Source organism: Pantoea sp. X-Soil-TKNS-1211 (assembly GCF_059730495.1).
Genome location: NZ_AP035955.1, coordinates 129,135 through 147,862, shown reverse-complemented (window position 1 = coordinate 147,862; position 18,728 = coordinate 129,135). Strand labels below are relative to the sequence as shown.

Sequence of the window (18,728 nt, the reverse complement as noted above, 5' to 3'; positions counted from 1 at the left end):
CCTCCGGGGAGGATTACTGTGCGTTAACGAAGCTGGCGTCAATCACCTGCGCAGGTGTTACCGGTTGGGTAATAATCCCGGCTTCGGTGGCTGCTTTCAGGACATGCGGGAAAGTGGTGGTGCTATATTCGCCGCCCAGCACCGCTTTATTCTCCGCCAGGGTGTAATATTTCACGCCATCGAACGCGGTGTTGAGATCCTCGACGCTTGCGCCTACCGCCTTAGCGATAATGGCGCGATCCGCCGGGGTGTTGGCCTGATAATGTGCCACGGCGGCATCCCAGGTTTTAATCAGGGCGGCAATCTGGCCGGGTTTGTTTTTGATCACGTCATCGCGTACCACCAGCACGTCGCTGATTAACCCCGGATCGGATGCACCGCTGTAGAGCATTTTCAGGCTGGGATCCCCCTTCATCGCCACCGAAAGATAGGGTTCATAGGTCACCGCCACTGGCACACGTTTGGCGATCAGCGCGCTACCGGCAGATGAAGCAGGCATCGGCACCGGTTTGATATCACTGTATTTCAGGCCCGCCTTGGCCAGCGCACTACGCAACAGAATGTCGCTGGTGGTTCCTTCTTCGTAAGCCACCTGCTTACCTTTCAGATCTTTTAACGAGGTGACGTCTTTGGATACCAACATGGCATCGGCGGTCTGGCTGCGGTCCAGCAGCAGGACCACTTTGACCGGCAATCCGGCTGATATCATGCCCATGGCGGTGTGGGTGGCAATGTTGGCGGCATCAATCTGACCACTCGCCAACGCAGCGTTAATATCCTTATCTTCCGCGAAGTTAATCACCTCAACCTTTTCTAATCCCTGCTGCTTATACAGGTCGTGTGCCGTGGCCACATGCCATTGGCCATAACCCAGCCAGGGTTCAATCCCCATCTTTAACGTGCCTGCTTCCGGTGCGGGTGCTGCCAGGCTGCTGGCAGAGACGATCAAACCAAAACAACAGGCCGCCGCAAGGGTCGTTTTCAACGTACGCAGAGATAGCATGCTGATTTCCTTCTGGTAAAAAGTTAAGGGTGATTGTTGTCAGAGCATGTATATACAACTGCAAGCAAATTAAGTGCCAGGATTACAGCCCGCTACAGCAGGACCACCACGAGATGTTGCACAAAAGTTGCGCCCCAATGGAGAGCATTGCACAGTTTTCAGTCAGAGCAAACAGGTGGACGGGGAATGTTGGCGGTGTGATGGTGCTGACGAGCAGAGTGATTTCTCATTTCGGATGGGAGCTGAATCACAAATCATATACGTGCTTATAATAATAAGTTTCATTATAAAAATATTAACTTATTGATTTTAAATCAAAAAAATAATAATTATTTGTATTTTTACAACGAAACGTTACGAGCTCGCGTAATTGATGTTTAACCAGCAAAAAAGTAGTATCGCGGCGGGAGCTTGAGGCTTTCTGTTTTAAGCATGCAGTAGTTAAGACGAAAGGATAACTGTTATGCCATTCTTATCGGGCATCCGGAGCGATTAATTTCTGTGTTGGGTTACACTGTTTTCTCGTTTACCCACTCCAATTGCGGTGACCGTCACAATGTCATCGTTGACACTGTAAACCAGTCGGTAGCCCGCGCCACGAAGCTTGATTTTAAACTGGTCTTTGCGGCCATGGAGCTGTGATGCGGGCACCCGTGGGTTTTGCAGACGCTCAGCGAGTTTCTTTTTAAATTGTTCCCGAACGGGATGGCCCAGTTTTTTCCATTCTTTCAGCGCTGATTCATTAAAGGCCAGCTTATAGGTCATCAATATTGACCTCGATTACTGCCTCACCGATTCGCTCGTCGGCAATACGCCCCAGCTCCTGATCTTCCAGAATTTCCATCAGCTGTGCATAGAGGGCCGGTGGTACACAGTAAAAAGCGGGTTCGTTGCGATTCAGGATCGCTACCGGTGCACCTTCACCTGCATTGAAAGTACCCATAGGATCACGTTTAAGCTCAGTAATGCTGGCCGCAGTGGTGGTTAAAACCTGAAATGCCATATTGTACCCTCCTGTTAAGAGTGCCAATTACAGCCCACTTAAAAGCACTTTTAAAGATGCTTTAATTGAGTATTGAAATTTAGAGGATGATTTTTTTGACGTAAATCACCCCGGCGGGGTATGCCCCGCCGTTTCGTTGTTGTCAGGCAAAAGCGCTCAGGCACCCTTCTTCATTATTCTCCTGATTGAGATCCCCTTCACATTCCCCAGCTCTCCCCAGAAAAATAACTGTCACTTTAAAAATTCATTAGCCATTGATTTTTATGAATATATGACAACACATCTTGTAAAAACAGAAGGGATTATTACCTGTTCGCGTAATTGTCGTGCTGGCAGGGAAAAAGTAGACTTGCGGCGGGTGCTTGAGGCTTTCTGCCTTAAGCATGTAGTTGCTGACGGCGGAAAGTGAAAAGCCCCAGGAAGATTATCCATCAACCTGAGGCTGCCATTGATGCCTAGACAACATCAAGGTAGCCTCTTACGCGCCGTAAGGCAAGGAGGTACCGGCATGAAACAGCTGATGACGAGGAAAATCTTCATCATTGTGATCCTTATCATTCTGGTGACGCAGAAGAATCTGTGTGAGATTCGGTTGCGCACCGGCATTGCGGAGGTCGCTGTTTCAATGGCGTGTAGCGCTCTGAAGTAAGATGTCACCCCGGCGGGGTTCGCCCCGCCGTTTAGTTGTTGTCAGGCAAAGGCACTCAGGCACCCTTCTTCATTTCTCCTGATAGCGATCCCGCTCACATTTCCCGGCTCTCCTCAGAAAAATAACTGTCACTTTCAAAGTTCATTACTCATTGATTCTTATGCATATATGGCAACATGTCTTGTAAAAACAGAAGGGATTATTACGTGTTCGCGTAATTGTCGTGCTGGCAGGGGAAAAGTAGACTTGCGGCGGGTGCTTGAGGCTTTCTGCCTTAAGCATGCAGTTGCTGACGGCGGAAAGTGAAAAGCCCCAGGAAGATTATTCATCAACCTGAGGCTGCCATTTACGCCTGAACAACGTAAAGGTAGCCTCTTACGCGCCACAAGGCAAGGAGGTACCGGCATGAAACAGCTGATGACGAGGAAAATCTTCATCATTGTGATCCTTATCATTCTGGTGACGCAGAAGAATCTGTGTGAGATTCGGTTGCGCACCGGCATTGCGGAGGTCGCTGTTTCAATGGCGTGTAGCGCTCTGAAGTAAGATGTCACCCCGGCGGGGTTCGCCCCGCCGTTTAGTTGTTGTCAGGCAAAGGCACTCAGGCACCCTTCTTCCTGCCCCCTTTACGCTATGCAGTTAAGTCAGATCAAACATGCTTGCCATCAACTGGCTATTCGCTGACCAGCATTAGCATATAATTCCCTTGCGTTTCGCCCGTGCTCTTATAAAGAGGTAAAAAAGCGAAAACCATTATCTTGCTAAGTTATTAACTTAACATCATCAGCAAAAATAACGATAAAGGGACTTTATGCATTCACCCAATAATGCGGTCAGCCGTATTAATACCGTCGTCGCTGCCCGCCAATCTTCGGAAATAACGACATCTCAAACCAGCGTGAACATTACAAACGTTATCATGTCACGGGACACGCCTGGATCGACTCACTCCGCCACCTCGTTTCATTCTACCGCAGCAACATACCAGCCAGCAGCCTCTACCGTTCAAAGCCATGCACTGGCAGCCGCAGGGGCAACCCGGATCTCTCAGGCTCATTCCTCCGCCTATCCCGCTGCTTCTTCTGCTCAACGCGAAGCGATCAGAACCCACACACACGCCCTCACGCTCCCTTACCATGTACAGCAGTTGTTTGAGACCGTGACGAGTGTCGATGAGCAGAGTAAACCAGTCAGCATCACCGCCAATAATCTGAGCCAGATAGCAGGGCGCTTCATGCCCTCCCCTGAAGCGTCCACCAGACCTCCCAAGCGCCAGCGCCGTGGGGCTATCACTATCCCGCCGCTGACAGCAGAACAAACAGCGGAAAATGAGATGACTGAAATATTGGGAATAATCAATCGTAGAGAGCATTCTCGAGAGAATCCTCATTTTCTTCGTGTACAGAACAATCTGCTGCAAGGGTCCATGGAAAAAATCGGCCCACATGTGATAGGACAGGCGTTGTCCGACGCCACAGTCGAAGCGTTGGCGAACCGGCTGGTAACACTGAAGCCAGACCGTTGCCTGGAGGAAATGAGAAAATCTGTTCGTGTATCACCGCTTAATGCGTCGATCGCCGCGATTACCCGCAACACAGTCATGCCATACCCGCCACCGCCCGCTGTACCTGATCCTGTGGCATCAACGTCCACCGCCACCACGCCGCAGAACAAACGCAAAGTGAACGATAAACCATGGACTACGCCACAAGCGGCTAAGCGATCCCAGCAAGTTGCAATCCCAGATGATGACCTGAACGAAAGACCCGGTGAAGCCCCTGAGACGTGGGTAATACGTTTACGCAAGCTGGGTATCAGTGACGATAGAATCCACAATATAACCAAATACTCGATCGATTTTATACGCTACTCCGGATGTTTCGTTGAGCATAGTAAAAAGCTGGCTCAAGCTCAGGCGATTAAGAAAGAGTTATGTCGTGAAACCGAGAAATTACGTCGTGAAACCGGGGAAAAAACAGGGAATAAAGAGTTTGCGCAGAAACTGGACCAGCTGACCCGCCACCTCGAGTTAACAGATAAGCAAAAATGCGCACTTCACGTCCACAAAGAACAAACGCTGAGATTTTGGCAAATCATCAGAAAACCGAGAAAAAGGGCGATCATGGCGCGCAACATGACTGATCTGACGGGATGTAAAACGGAACTTGAAAAGGCGGAGCGGATAAAGGCCACCAACCCAAAACTTAACATGCTTGACCTGCTCGACTTAACCGATGTGACGGAGGAGGAACTGAGAACCAATCCCCTCTTCCTGGATTTAACCGAAGTGGGCAGGCATGCATTTGCCAACGTAAAAAGGAGAGAGTTTACACCAGCGCAACCCGGCCGCGAAGCTCAACCTCGTGAAGACGATGAGGATTTCGGCATACGCCTGTTGTCGATATATAACCAAGACCCTGCAAAGCCGGGTCTGACATATAAGGATCTGGGCATCCTTACTGGCATGAGCAGAAGCGCGGTGAGAAGTCGGTGTAAACTTCAAAAGCCCACCAAAGAAACCAAAGAACTGAGCAAGCGTTACCCGCAGAATGGTCGGGAAAAGCTCGAATGGGCCGTATACGTACATACTCAGGATAGCAGCGTTACCCTCGACCAGTTGAGCGTCCTTGTGCAGTTGGACAGATGGGTAATCGCCGCCCATGAACACTTCCTTGAATGGACCCCTGAGGCCAGAGAAGCCGAGGTGAAGTTCCCGCGCGGAGGCAGAAGCAATCGCCAGTATGCGTTGTATCTGTATGATCAGTGTCCCCATCTGACGGCCAAAGATATTTACCGTCTCAGCGATTATCGTGTCGCGACGATGCGCAAAGACAAAGTGAATCGTGGCGAATTTGATCGTCTCTTCGGCGACAGGTTCTCGCCGATGTATTACCCACGGGTACATAAACGCGCAGCAGCACGCCGCGCCAAAGAGGCCGGTCTCACCGCTACAACCGCCGTGGTTTCTGCGACCAGAGATGCCACGGCCTCGACCAGCACCGCTGTCGCTCCGGCTACCTCCAGCCATCAGCCGACAACCGTTATCACTGCGGTTCCTCCTACACCTTCCCCGCTTCAGCCCATTTTCGAGAGCACAGATTTTGATCACACCTTCGCCGATTTCACCCCGCCGGAAGCAATGCTGCGCCCCTCAGCACCCTCACCGCTTCCTGCGTTGCTCCCCCTTTCTCCCGACGCTATCCACATGACGTCGCCTGCGCCATCACCTGACGACGATGACATGGAGGACTGGATCGATAAGATGCCTGATCTCCCCTCCTGTCTTTCTTCGGTGTTTGATGGACAGCAAGAGATGGATATACCTGAGGACATGCCGACCAGTCTGCCCGTGCTGAATTTCAGCCTCTCCCCGATATTATACGAAGGGCACGCGATGGACATCCCTGAGGACGCACCAGCCAGCCTGCCCGTGCTGAATTTCAGTCTCTCCCCGATATTAACCGGAAGTGAAACGATGGCAGTAGCCGACCTGCAACAACTCACCACGCCAGGGGCGACCGCGTGGCTACCTTCCACGCGCGAAGCGTGGCTGTTGGCTGATATGTTGCTGCGTAATGTAAAAACGGTTAATAATCATCCGGTCAACTGGATTCTCGACATGCTGGTTGCAGCCCCTGAATGGCCGCCTGGTTTTGTGCTGGATGTCACGGACCAGCGCAATGGTGGCCATATCAACTGGCAGTTTCGCAACCCAGATCATCCGGCGACAACCAATGAGAAAGTGATTTCGCTGATTTCGACACGTGATGTGATGGTAAATAACGTTGCCTCAGCGTATTGGGAATTGGACCGCCGGGATCAGGATGGTCAGGAACGTTTAATCCCCGAAAATAACGATTCGCTGTTCGAAGCCATCAGGCATGGACTGGAGGTGCATGGATGCTTTGGATTTTCGGTGGAGCATCAACGCAATGCATTGGCTGATGAATGGATATCCCATCCAGAGAAGTGGCTGGAAAACGCGGATCGTGCGCGCCTGAGAAGGGTGCTGGAAACAGCCAAAATAAATATGTCCCTGCAACAATATAATGAATTTGGACCTGAATCACCTGATCAGTGATGCGTTCAAGTTTAATCATTGATAACGGTGCGATTTATCGCGCTGTTTTTTTTGGAAATTCACGAAATCAACCGTATCACGGCCATCTGCGCCTGATTAATCTGATGTCAGCATTAAATCACGCTTATATCAACCTGGTGCTTAATGCTCAGCGGTAAAATAGCGTCCGAAAAAAGACTATGTTCTCTCACGGCAACATTACTCCCTCACTGCCTTTAATTTAAAAGGGATTTATTATGAAATCCAGGATATTCCGATCGTCGCTCTCAGCCCGCTTAGTATACGGCACCCTCGCTTTCTCCTCGCTTTATTTTATCGGCGAGGCTCAGGCATGGATCAACCATGAACCCCTGCATTATAAGGATAAGTGGGAAATCACCACCTCTAACCACGAAAGGATTTCCCGACAGTTTATCACCCGCACAGGTATGAATTTTATTCTTAACGACTACAGTTCCATCCTCTACAAAGCCTCGCGCAATACGCCGGTGCAAGAGATAAGGGTTCCGCCCAGCGCCGGGGTCAAAAAGACCATCAAATCTGACCAGGCGACATTAGGTTACGATGACCAGCTTTACCTCGCCAATTTAACCTATATACCGGCTTCCTTAGGTTCAGCCGCAATGATGAAGTCAGTGGAAATCTATCGTCTTAGCGCCGGGAGCGATCAACTGGAGCTTTTACAGCAATCTGACTGCCAAAATCAGAACATCGACAGTTGCCAGTTTACTGCGCCGTTGCTGGTTTCCGAGAAAAACCATGCCGTGTATAGTATCAGAAGGGATGGTGATCGCGCCTGGCTAAGCCAGACTTCGCTGGATGGCAGCAACAAAAACTGGCATGAGATACGTTTTGACACCGTGGTGACGGGTCAGGTAATCAGCGCGGATGAACGTCAACTCTATCTGCAAAGCAGCTCACATTTCTATGTGGTTGACCTGGAGAGTGGCAACATCCTCGATCAGGATGCCTTACCTCCCTCACTGGCGGAAGACACGGTTGCAAATACCCTTTCTCTGAGAACGGATGACGGGCATACCGTTTTCGGCGCGGCAAATAATAAGTTATTCAGGCTTAATCTTTTCAATGACACGTCACCGTTTGAACTGGTCTGGGTAAAAGAAATGGCGGAAATTCAAGATATCGCGCTGCCACCCAACCGGGATGTTATTTACGCGTGGGATAAAAAAGGCGTAATAAGCTGGATAACAAAAGCAGAAGGAAACTTCCAAAAAAACGTCGTCACGCCAGGCAAGATTAAAAAAATTCAGTTCGATCCGGTCAGCGGTTGGGCCTACGTACTTAATCATATAACCTCGCGCGGTATAGTAATCTTAAAGCTAATATCACCCAGCGGTACGATAGCCGACCCCATATTTCAATTTCATGCTGATTATGCAGTTTTAATGGATGCCGATGTTAATCTGAAAAATAATGTTTTATCCATCGCGGTAGAAAGTAAGGTTATTCATTATGATCTGAGCGGAACAATGGAATTTGTCGACACGGGAAAATATGTGTCCGGGTATGCCATACCAGGAGCAACCACACAATTTAACTGGCAAATTGGCGAAGCCTGCGGCCAGTGGTGTCCGCGAGAAACAGGCGCAGTCACCATTGATAACGCTAATCCAACTTTGTTAAACCAATATCACTGGCCTCTTATTCTGGCAGAAAATATCAATAAACATAGCGATCTGATGCGGATTGGTGAGAAGGATGAAAATGGCACCATTCGGCCACTGGCGAGTGAGTATCGCAACAAAATATGGCTGTTAAATTATTATAAAGATGTTCGCTATATTCTTAACCAGAAAGTGACACCGCAACCTGACATCGTGTCGTCCTGGAAACTGAACCCTGCGCAGCCCGGCATCATCGCTGAGCGTAATTTGACACCCGGAACGAACATTCAGGTCACCGTAACCCTCCCCAATGGCAGCAAACGTCCGCTGCCGGTTTTTACGGTTACGCGCGACAGCAAATTCTTGTGGCCAGCCGATCTTGCCCGTTTCATTAATAGCCAGGCGAGTCAATTTGATTTGCCCATCGCCGCCGGTGAAAGACTCGCAGGCGACGTGCTGACAACCCCCTCCAGCTATTACCGAAACAGCTTATGGGTGCCCGCCAACGACAACTATACGCTGCACTATGACGTAAAACCGTGACAGGTCCCTGCCCCGCTTCGCGTCTATAACAAGATAAATTAAGGATAATATTTATGATGAAATCCAGGCTATTCCACTCGTCATCACGTTCAACCTGGTTCTGCCGCACCTTATTACTTTCCTCCCTAACCTTGATCGGGAATGCACAGGCTGGGGTTGACTCCGAACCCCCGCATTATAAGGATAAATGGGAACTAACCACCTCTGACAAAGAAAGAATTGCCAGAGTTTTCGTTACCCCATCAGGCGTCAATTATATCCTCAATGATGCCAGCCATATTCTGTACAAAGGCGCGCGCAATGCCGCGTTACAGGAAATCGCACTGACCAATGCAGAGGGATTTTCCAACTACATTCAATTCGAGCAATCCATATCAGGCGCTGATAATAATCTTTATCTGGCAAATCAACAGGATAAGAAAGGCACCATCTCATCAAACCAGATGCATGAAGATCTGGCCATTTACCGCCTCTCACCTCAGGCTGAGCAACTGGAATTGTTGCTACAAACCGAATGCGAGCATAAAACCCTGGGACAATGCCGTTTTACCGCACCTTTGCTGGTGTCAGAAAAAAATAATGCGCTGTATAGCCTCAGAAGAGATGGCGATAGCAGTTGGTTGACCCAAACCTCACTCGATGGCAGCAACATAAGCTGGCATGAAATACATTTTGCCAGCGTGGTGACTGGCCGGATCATCAGTGCCGATGAGCGCAAACTCTATCTGCAAAGTAGCTCACAGTTCTACGTGGTCGATTTAGCCAGCGGCACCATCATTAATCAGGATGCATTACCGCCGTCACTGGCAGAAGATAACGTGCAAAACACGCTCATGCTGGCCTCTGATGACGGACGTAGCGTGTTTGGTAAGACGAATAACAAATTTTTCCGCCTCAATCTGTTCAATGAGGCTTCCCCTTTTGAACTGATCTGGGTCAAGGAGTTGGCCGGGATTAAGGGGCTGGCATTGCCTCCAGAACGTGACATCCTCTATGTGTGGGATGAAGCCGGTACGCTGAGCTGGGTGACAAAATCGGCAGGCATGACAGTAAAGCAAAAACACCTGAATGACAGCATTCATAAAATCCTTTTTGATTCTGTCAGTGGTTGGGCATACATCCTGAATCAACAATTTCATGCAGAAAAGCTGAGAGTCACGCTGCTGTCACCCAGCGGCAACTTCAACGACCCTCTGTTTTCCTTTACACGTGATTACGCCCGACTCATTAATTCTGACATCGTTGTTCAGGGAAATGTATTAACTATCGGCGCTGAGGGGAAAGTATTTCATTATGACCTGACTGGCTTAACCGATTTTTCTGATACCGGGACCACCTTGTCGGGGTACAGCTTACCGGCGGTGACCACCAGCTTTAACTGGGCAACCGGCCGGGCCTGTGATCATTGCGCCCCACGCGATACAGGCGAAGTCACCATTGATAATGCCAACACTACATTGCTGAATCAATATCACTGGCCGTTCGTCGTCGCTGACCATGTGAATAAAAACAGCGACCTGATGCGGGTGGGTGAAAAAGATGAAAATGGCATGATTCGCCCTCTGGCGAGTGTGTATCGTAATAAAGTCTGGCTGTTCAATCGCTATAAAAATAATGGCTACATCCTGGAGCAACAGATCACCCCCAAACCGGAGATTATCTCCGCGTGGAAACTGAATGCGACCCAACCCGCTATTACGGCAGAGCGTGATTTGCCCGCCGGCACCGAAATTCAGGTGACGGTAACACAACCGGATGGCAGCAAACGCCCGTTGGCGATCTTTAACGTGACCCGTGGTAGTCAATATTTATGGCCTGCCGACCTGGCACGTTTCATTAACCAACAGGCGAGGCAACTTGGGCTACCCATTGCCGCCGGTGAAAGGCTGAACGGTGATGAGTTGAGTTTCCCCGCCAGTTATTACCGTAATATGCTGTGGGTGCCAGCCAGTGCCGATTACGCGGTGCAATATCGTGTGAATCTGTAAAACCGTTCTCCCCGGCACATCGTCGGGGAGAAACCGAGATATTTCACTCCTCTTCAATCCTCACTTTATCCCCTGCTGCATCTTCAATCGCTTTTCTTAACCTTTCTGCCATCGCTTCATCCAAATGACCAATTTCACCCGGTTCAGCGGCGTGTTGCGCATCCTGTATTCCCCAACCTTCAGCCGCCATCACCGACAGGATCGCTTTGGTTACCCCGGCTGGATTAGGACGGGCGCTAAATGTGACTTTTTTCATTCTCTATATCCTTAGCAGACATTCTGGTTCACCCTGAATTTACCTAACGCCAGGATGATAAAAACGTGAAGTGAGGCGACATGAACATCAGAATGCGACAAACGCTTAGCGCACAAAGGCCAGACTAAAATCATACGTGCTGGACGGCTTGCGTAGCGGCAAAGTGGTACGCGAAGGCAGTGGCTTTGCACTCAACTACGATCTGTGATCGCCGGTGATTTTACGAGTTGACCCGAAATGGTAGCTACTTGATTTATCGCGCTGCTACAGCCACATTCAGGATTCGTCATGCCGTATGTCCAATTTTAAAGACAGGGGGGTTGGGGCATGTTAAAGTTGGGGAAAAGATGGAGGGTCTGACTCATGCCTAAAGCAGCTTACTTAAGCATAGCGAATAAAGTACGTCACCTCGCGGCCATTCATAATGTTTCAGCCAGTCGTGACGATACCAGCCGTATGGCAGTGGCGATAACGCGCCTTGCTGGTGATGTTGTTGAATTGGACACAATTGAGCAAATGCTGGTGAATTTAAAACGTCAGGGTGTGCTCACAAAGTCCGAAATCCTTCGCATGCAGGCGGAATATCTCAAAGAAAAAAGAGATACTAAACAGAATTTGAGTGCATGATATTCGATCCTTTTGGTGATTTCGCTAGCGCACAGGTTACTTGCGGAATACATTAGGTTTAAAAAATCCTGATGAATTCAAAGAGTCCGAACATTTGGCTTTCGAATCAAGTATTGAGGAAGCTCTTGATTTCCTGGCCAATCTAACTTCAATTGATTATGATGCAGTCCTGAAGGTTCATGAAATCCTGTTTTCCGATTTTTATCCTTGGGCTGGGAAAGACAGAAATACATTAGTTCCCCATTTAGCTGTATTTAAAGGTTCGCCAGAGAATCCCCAGCATACTGCCTTTGAACGTCCTTTTTTAGATGGTAACGGACGTACTTTACTTCTTGTTTATATGGAGCTTTCATATTGCGCTGGCTTTTCAATTGCCTGGACCAATACCAATAAGGATGATTATTTGAAGGCGCTGAGCGAGGAGATAAAAACCCCTTCCAAAGGCTATCTTGACAGATATTTGAATCCATTTATCGTTAAAATATCCAGCCGAAATGATTGGCCTGACATGATTGGTGGAATAAAGGGGCTGGATGGTCTCGATAAGGAGGATGTTACGTATAAAAACGTAGATGATCCAGAAGTGCAACAAATATACAAATCAGGAACATTATATTCCATGTATCGCATGGACAATAAAGACGATCCCAACTAATCCAGCCGGATATTCTGCGCTTTAATATGTTGCCAGAAACGCTCCGCCGCCAGGTTCAGCCGCGCCCCTGAACGATAGACATAAGCCGAAATCGGTAACGACAGCGTACCATCCAGAATCATCAGCTTACCTTCACGCAGTTCACGTTGAATCGAATATTGCGGCAACCACCCCACCCCATGTCCGTTAACAATCATCCGCTTAAGCAGCTCGCTCATCGAGGAGACAAAGCTGAGCGTAAAGGTATTGTCGGGGATTTTATCAATCACCTGATTCACCTGACGTCCCATATAACTGTCGTTGGCATATTTCATTAACGGCAACCCGCCCTGATTGAGGCTAAACAGCGGCCGGCCATCGACATCACAGGGAGAAACCAGATGCAAAAATGAGTCAAAAATTTTGTGGTGGATAAACGGGTAATTCATAAACTCTTCGTTGTAGAAGGTCAGAATAAAGTCACTTTTGCCTTCTTTGAGGTTATACACCGCCTCATCAACGTTGATCGACTCAACGTAATGAATCCTTTCAGCACTGTCGGCATAACCGGCAATCAACGTGGGAAGTAACAAGACAGACAGTGAGGGGGCGGCATCAAACTTGATACTTTGGCGGAAATTATCCAGCCCCTGAATCCGGTTCAGCTGGTAATCCATATCATCCAGCATATTGCGCGCATAGCCGACAAAACTTTTGCCCTGGCGAGTAAGCTGCAACGGATTGACGCTGCGATCAAAAATAGCGAAGCCAATCGCCGATTCCAGCGACTGAATACGGCGGCTGAATGAAGACTGAGAAATGTTGCGCTTTTCAGCCGCTAACGTGAAGCTCCGGGTCTCTTCCAGCGCGATAACATCATAAAACCACTTCACTTCCAGATTACTGACCATTGCGCTGATTCTCACAAAACACTGATTTTCGCCATGCAAATTATGCATAGAGCATAGAAATTATGCAATCAATGCATCTGATTGTTGGTGCTAATATCCTGAACAGTTGCATAACTGAACATCGCTATTTCATTAACAGCTCAGTTAACTATCAAACAAACTACCGGCCGCAGTGCTATGCAGCCCAATATTCAGCCAGCAATCAGTCAGGTATAACATGTCCAGCTCAGAGAAGATTAAAACAGCCCTGTCAGATTTAGGGATCACCAACGTGAGCGAAGTGATCTACAACCCCGATTATGACCTGCTCATCGTGCATGAAACCTCGGCAGCATTAAGCGGCTATGAGCGCGGTATCATGACTGCCTCTGGCGCGGTGGCGGTCGATACCGGTGAATTTACCGGTCGTTCACCGAAGGACAAATATATTGTCCGTGATGAGCTAACCAGAGATACCGTCTGGTGGTCCGATGCCGGTACGGGTCGTAATGACAACAAGCCACTTGCTCCGTCGGTGTGGGCTGAACTGCGCCATCTGGTATCGAACCAACTTTCTGGCAAGCAACTTTACGTGGTAGATGCCTGGTGTGGTGCCAGCAACGATTCACGGCTGGCGGTGCGCTTTATCACCGAAGTTGCCTGGCAGGCCCACTTCGTGAAAAACATGTTTATTCCGCCACTGGCAGACGAGTTGGCAAATTTCGATCCTGATTTTATTGTGATGAACGGGTCAAAGTGCACCAATCCCAACTGGCAGGCACAGGGTCTGAACTCTGAGAATTTCGTCGCGTTTAACCTGACTGAAAAGATGCAGCTGATCGGCGGCACCTGGTACGGCGGCGAGATGAAGAAAGGCCTGTTCTCGGTGATGAACTATTTTCTGCCGCAGCGTGGCATCGCCTCCATGCACTGCTCCGCCAACCGGGGTGCGGCAGATGATGTGGCGTTGTTCTTTGGTCTGTCCGGTACCGGCAAAACCACGCTCTCCACCGATCCACAACGTGAACTGATCGGGGACGATGAACATGGCTGGGACAACGAAGGCGTCTTTAACTTTGAAGGCGGCTGCTATGCCAAAACCATCAATCTGAGCGAAGCGGCAGAGCCAGAGATTTACCGTGCGATTCGTCGGGATGCGCTGCTGGAAAACGTGGTGGTGCGAGATGACGGTACAGTTGATTATGCGGACGGCAGCAAGACCGAGAACACTCGCGTCTCTTACCCGCTGGCGCATATTGAGAATATCGTCAAACCAGTATCGCGTGCGGGCAATCCGTCTAAAGTGATTTTCCTCGCGGCTGACGCCTTTGGTGTATTGCCGCCGGTATCGCGCCTGACCACTGATCAGATGAAGTATCACTTCCTGTCGGGCTTTACCTCTAAACTGGCCGGAACGGAACGCGGTATTACCCAGCCGACGCCCACCTTTTCTGCCTGCTATGGTGCTGCCTTCCTGATGCTGCATCCAACGCAATATGCCGAAGTGCTGGCAGAGAAAATGGCGGAAAGCGGCGCTGAAGCCTGGTTAGTGAATACCGGCTGGAATGGTGAGGGTAAACGCCTTTCCCTGCGTGATACACGTAATATCATTCGTGGCATTCTTGATGACAGCATTGTATTGGGTGATAACACGATGCCGGTATTTGGCCTGTTGATCCCGGACGCGGTACCGCAAGTCGAGTCACGTCTGCTGGATCCGCGCAACGGCTGGGCTAACGCGGAACAATGGCAGGAAGAAGCGGAAAAACTGGCGCGACTGTTTGTGACGAACTTCAGCCAGTATGCAGAAACCCCGGAAGGTGCACGTATTGCGCTGGCTGGGCCGGGTCTGGAGTAATCTGTCTGCTACCCGTCACAGCTCAGACTGTTGACGGGTTATTCTGCCCGTTGAAAAACTCAAGCTTAACGGAATTAATCAATGTGACAGAATGGGTGAATATCTCGTTTCGATAAAGAAAAAGCATCAAAGACTCGGACGGTACATATTGAAGCAAGGGGAACTGAATAAATAATGTTCTGATTCTGGATCTTGCTTCATCTTCTGAATTAACGTCCGTGTCTCGTAAAAAAACAGAATATTCACGCAGTTTCAACATTGATAAATCAGCCCGACTGGCATCCCATGCCGCTTTTGCGGCAGCCTCGTCCAACTCACCAGCCTGGATATTCTTAATCACCCCTTCCTTTATCTTTTCTAAGGTTACTTTATCCTTATCGGGCGAGACAGGCTGTATCTCATGAATTAACATTAACCATTTGATTTCATCGCTAACATTAGTTTTAAAGGTTTTAATCATCAAATCACATCGCTTCCTCACCGCTTCCCAGCAATACCAAACTCGCAGTTCCACATGATCGATGTCACAGGAGCCTACGAAGGACTGTTATCAGATAAATATGCTGGCATTGACTCGGGTGCCGCGGCTCCCGTTGCAGGCGTGGGAGTATCTGAGAAAGGGAAAGATAGATCTGTCGAGCCAGCGAGAACAACTTTGTTTGAGATCGTTAGTGATCCCGAGACACATCGCATAGAGACTTTGACCTGCCCCCAGTATTAGATACAACCTTCAGTTAGTAATATCGGTTGATTTTTCTTCATGTTTCCCGTTTCGCCAGCCTGCTGCAAATTCAAATGGCGTCTGGTAATTCAGCGATGAATGAGGTCTGGACTCGTTATAGTCCTGCCGCCAGCCATTAATGATTTTTCGGGCATGAAGAACATCGCTGAACCAGTGTTCATTCAAGCATTCATCCCGAAAGCGACCGTTGAAACTCTCAATAAATCCGTTCTGAGTTGGCTTGCCCGGCTGGATTAAGCGCAACTCAACACCATGCTCAAAGGCCCATTGATCCAGCGCGCGGCAGGTAAATTCCGGGCCCTGATCAGTTCTTATCGTCGTAGGATATCCACGAAACAGCGCAATGCTGTCCAGAATACGTGTCACCTGAACGCCTGTAATCCCGAATGCCGTGGTGATCGTCAGACACTCCTTCGTGAAATCATCCACGCAGGTCAGGCACTTAATCCTGCGGCCGCTGGCAAGTGCATCCATGACAAAATCCATCGACCATGTCAGGTTCGGCGCATCCGGACGAAGAAGCGGAAGCCGCTCAGTCGCCAGCCCCTTGCGGCGTCGCCTGCGTTTTACACTCAGGCCGTTGAGATGATAGATGCGGTATACCCGCTTGTGGTTGACGTGAAGGCCCTCCCGACGCAATAACTGCCAGATGCGCCGGTAACCAAAGCGGCGGCGCTCAAGTGCCAGCGCTGTGATGCGTAGAGACAGCTGCGCGTCAGCAGCCGGACGCTGAGCCGAATAACGGCAGGTGGACAGGGACAAACCTGCCAGCCTGCAGGCACGACGTTGCGACAGACCCGTTGCCTCACACATGACTTCCACGGCTTCCCGCTTCTGGTCTGTCGTCAGAACTTTCGGCCAAGAGCCACCTGAAGCGCCTCCTTATCCAGCATGGCTTCAGCGAGCAGCTTCTTGAGGCGGGCGTTCTCCTCTTCAAGCGACTTGAGCCGCTTCACTTCGGGAACTTCCATGCCGCCAAACTTCTTGCGCCAGGTGTAAAAGGTGGCGTCTGAAATAGCATGCTTGCGGCAGAGTTCCCGGGCTGAAACCCCGGCTTCGGCCTCGCGGAGAATACTGATGATCTGTTCGTCGGAAAATCGCTTCTTCATAGGGATGTCCTCATGTGACTGATGAAGACATTACTAACATCGCGGTGTATTAATCAACGGGGAGCAGGTCAACTTTCCTGAATTTCAAGCTTCTCTTTTTCCAAAATTCTTTTCATTTGTACGGATTTTGGATCTGTTGGTACTACCGTGGTGGGAACATCTGTCCTTATTTTCCCTTTTATCCACTGTATAAGCTGCGTTGATTCAGGTTTCATCTCTTGATGAAAGAAATGTTCAAAGGTATTGATAATATGTTTGAGCTGGTTAAGTAACTTCTGGGCTTCTTCCAGGCTTTTCTCTGTTACAGATGAAGATTTGATTACAGATGTTGAGACGGTATCAGTGACAAAATAAGGCATAGCGATTTTACCCGGTACGAATTTGTGGATTAAAGAATAGGATTAACCTGCCAATAACGCAGATATTTTAATATTCTGCTAATTAAAATCCGTGCATCCCTCCGATTCTCACCATGAAAGTCGTCTGAGAAGCTGTGAATTCAGCCATTTTTGTGATTTCTACGACAATTCTACTTCATCATGCTAGCTGTCAGGCGCCTGGATCTCGCACAATAGAATATATATACATATGTGAATATATATTCAATGCAGGAAAATGAATTTGAAGACTCGGATGTAGCGGCGTCTAAGCCAGACACCGGCATTCGCACTATCACTGTGGTTTAAGGAGAACATCTTATGAGTACCTGGAACTACCCAAAATTCGGCGCGGGCCTGTGGCATTTCGCTAACTATGTTGACCGCTATGCCGTGGATGGTTATGGACCAGCGCTGAGCACGCTGGAACAGATTCGCATCGCTGGTACAGTAGAAGATCTTTCGTATGTTGATGTGCCCTATCCTTTTACCGAGGGTGTCAGCGTCAGCGATGTGAAACAGGCACTGGCGGACGCGGGCTTAAGAGCCATCGGTGTTACCCCGGAGATTTACCTACGTCGATTTTCACGAGGGGCGTTTACCAACCCGGATCCTGTATTACGCAAGCAAGCATTTGATCTTATGCATGAAGCCGCCAGCGTGGTGCGTGAGCTGGGGGCTAACTATGTCAAGGTTTGGCCAGGCCAGGATGGTTGGGATTATCCCTTTCAGGTCGACCACAAAAATCTCTGGCGGCTGGCGGTCGATGGCATGCGCGAACTTGCCAGCGCCAATCCAGACGTAAAATTTGCCATTGAGTACAAACCCCGCGAGCCACGGGTCAAAATGACCTGGGATTCCGCAGCGCGCACACTATTGGGGATTGAGGAAATGGGTCTGGATAATGTCGGTATTCTGCTGGACTTTGGGCATGCATTATTTGCTGGCGAGTCACCTGCGGGTTCCGCGCAACTGATTATCGATCATGGTCGCCTGTTCGGTATGGATGTAAACGACAACCTGCGTGGCTGGGATGATGACCTGGTGGTGGGAACGGTGCATATGACGGAGATCTTCGAGTTCTTTTACGTACTGAAGATCAATAACTGGGAAGGTGTATGGCAGTTAGACCAGTTCCCGTTCCGCGAGGATAATGTGGAAGCGGCTAATCTGTCGATTCGCTTTTTGAAGCATGTGTATCGCGCGCTGGATAAGCTGGATATTGTGGCGTTGCAGGCTGCGCAGGCGGAACAGAATCCGTTGTTGGCGCAGAGGATTATTCAGAATGCGCTGCTGACGGCGATTGAGGAGTGATGGGGCGTTTATTTCTTGAATGCAGAAAC

The 18,728-nt window shown here is 49.3% G+C and carries 16 protein-coding genes and 1 pseudogene; 9 read left to right on the top strand and 8 right to left on the bottom strand.

What is annotated here, in order from left to right:
- Positions 1–13 precede the first annotated feature (13 nt).
- The 3 genes from AC6I8W_RS24025 to AC6I8W_RS24015 all read right to left on the bottom strand — a co-directional run bounded on the left by AC6I8W_RS24025 (position 14) and on the right by AC6I8W_RS24015 (position 2,006).
- Positions 14–1,003: an ABC transporter substrate-binding protein gene (locus tag AC6I8W_RS24025; RefSeq protein WP_497839032.1), complete on the bottom strand. Its 990-nt coding sequence runs from the start codon at positions 1,001–1,003 to the stop codon at positions 14–16.
- A gap of 492 nt (positions 1,004–1,495) precedes the next feature.
- A complete protein-coding gene (locus AC6I8W_RS24020; RefSeq protein ID WP_497839031.1) occupies positions 1,496–1,768 on the bottom strand; it encodes a type II toxin-antitoxin system RelE family toxin in 273 nt (90 codons plus the stop codon).
- The gene (locus tag AC6I8W_RS24015; RefSeq protein ID WP_161519102.1) at positions 1,758–2,006 is read right to left on the bottom strand and encodes a type II toxin-antitoxin system Phd/YefM family antitoxin; all 249 of its coding nucleotides are present in this window, start codon (positions 2,004–2,006) and stop codon (positions 1,758–1,760) included. Before AC6I8W_RS24015 ends, AC6I8W_RS24020 begins: the two co-directional genes overlap by 11 nt.
- A gap of 508 nt (positions 2,007–2,514) precedes the next feature.
- Here AC6I8W_RS24015 and AC6I8W_RS24010 point away from each other — a divergent pair.
- From AC6I8W_RS24010 to AC6I8W_RS23990, 5 genes are all read left to right on the top strand, one after another.
- Entirely contained in the window at positions 2,515–2,655 is a 141-nt protein-coding gene (locus tag AC6I8W_RS24010; protein WP_497839030.1) for a Hok/Gef family protein, read from the top strand.
- 405 nt (positions 2,656–3,060) lie between these two features.
- Positions 3,061–3,201 (top strand): Hok/Gef family protein, encoded by a 141-nt coding sequence (locus AC6I8W_RS24005; protein ID WP_497839030.1) that lies wholly within the window; start codon positions 3,061–3,063, stop codon positions 3,199–3,201.
- Between the two features lie 265 nt (positions 3,202–3,466).
- Positions 3,467–6,736 carry a hypothetical protein gene (locus AC6I8W_RS24000; protein ID WP_497839029.1) on the top strand — a complete coding sequence of 1,090 codons (3,270 nt, stop codon included), beginning with the start codon at positions 3,467–3,469 and terminating at the stop codon, positions 6,734–6,736.
- Between the two features lie 236 nt (positions 6,737–6,972).
- Positions 6,973–8,904, top strand: a complete 1,932-nt coding sequence (locus AC6I8W_RS23995; protein WP_497839028.1) for a hypothetical protein — start codon at positions 6,973–6,975, stop codon at positions 8,902–8,904.
- A 53-nt stretch (positions 8,905–8,957) separates the two neighbouring features.
- Positions 8,958–10,892: a hypothetical protein gene (locus AC6I8W_RS23990; protein WP_497839027.1), complete on the top strand. Its 1,935-nt coding sequence runs from the start codon at positions 8,958–8,960 to the stop codon at positions 10,890–10,892.
- Between the two features lie 43 nt (positions 10,893–10,935).
- On the opposite strand, the gene AC6I8W_RS23985 is transcribed toward AC6I8W_RS23990, so the two are convergent.
- Entirely contained in the window at positions 10,936–11,148 is a 213-nt protein-coding gene (locus AC6I8W_RS23985; protein WP_497839026.1) for a hypothetical protein, read from the bottom strand.
- Positions 11,149–11,511: 363 nt separating this feature from the next.
- On the opposite strand from AC6I8W_RS23985, the gene AC6I8W_RS23980 reads away from it, so the two are divergent.
- The gene (locus tag AC6I8W_RS23980) at positions 11,512–11,775 is read left to right on the top strand and encodes a hypothetical protein (RefSeq protein ID WP_497839025.1); all 264 of its coding nucleotides are present in this window, start codon (positions 11,512–11,514) and stop codon (positions 11,773–11,775) included.
- Positions 11,772–12,430: pseudogene (locus AC6I8W_RS23975) on the top strand (cell filamentation protein Fic). The gene AC6I8W_RS23980 and the pseudogene AC6I8W_RS23975 overlap by 4 nt, the downstream one beginning before the upstream one ends.
- On the opposite strand, the gene AC6I8W_RS23970 reads toward AC6I8W_RS23975, so the two are convergent.
- Positions 12,427–13,320 carry a LysR family transcriptional regulator gene (locus tag AC6I8W_RS23970; protein ID WP_497839024.1) on the bottom strand — a complete coding sequence of 298 codons (894 nt, stop codon included), beginning with the start codon at positions 13,318–13,320 and terminating at the stop codon, positions 12,427–12,429. The pseudogene AC6I8W_RS23975 and the gene AC6I8W_RS23970 sit on opposite strands and share 4 nt — an antisense overlap.
- Positions 13,321–13,537: 217 nt before the next feature.
- Here AC6I8W_RS23970 and pckA point away from each other — a divergent pair, with 217 nt between their 5' ends.
- A complete protein-coding gene (gene pckA / locus AC6I8W_RS23965; RefSeq protein ID WP_497839023.1) occupies positions 13,538–15,157 on the top strand; it encodes a phosphoenolpyruvate carboxykinase (ATP) in 1,620 nt (539 codons plus the stop codon).
- A 22-nt stretch (positions 15,158–15,179) separates the two neighbouring features.
- On the opposite strand, the gene AC6I8W_RS23960 is transcribed toward pckA, so the two are convergent.
- The 3 genes from AC6I8W_RS23960 to AC6I8W_RS23950 all read right to left on the bottom strand — a co-directional run bounded on the left by AC6I8W_RS23960 (position 15,180) and on the right by AC6I8W_RS23950 (position 17,367).
- A complete protein-coding gene (locus tag AC6I8W_RS23960) occupies positions 15,180–15,617 on the bottom strand; it encodes a hypothetical protein (RefSeq protein WP_497839022.1) in 438 nt (145 codons plus the stop codon).
- A 270-nt stretch (positions 15,618–15,887) separates the two neighbouring features.
- A protein-coding gene (locus AC6I8W_RS23955) for an IS3 family transposase (RefSeq protein WP_497834991.1) occupies positions 15,888–17,008 on the bottom strand; the annotation gives its coding sequence in 2 pieces (ribosomal slippage) (positions 15,888–16,750 and positions 16,750–17,008; 1,122 coding nt in all).
- Positions 17,009–17,076: 68 nt separating this feature from the next.
- A complete protein-coding gene (locus AC6I8W_RS23950; protein ID WP_497839021.1) occupies positions 17,077–17,367 on the bottom strand; it encodes a hypothetical protein in 291 nt (96 codons plus the stop codon).
- A gap of 339 nt (positions 17,368–17,706) precedes the next feature.
- Here AC6I8W_RS23950 and AC6I8W_RS23945 point away from each other — a divergent pair, with 339 nt between their 5' ends.
- Positions 17,707–18,699 (top strand): sugar phosphate isomerase/epimerase family protein, encoded by a 993-nt coding sequence (locus AC6I8W_RS23945; protein WP_497839020.1) that lies wholly within the window; start codon positions 17,707–17,709, stop codon positions 18,697–18,699.
- Positions 18,700–18,728 lie beyond the last annotated feature (29 nt).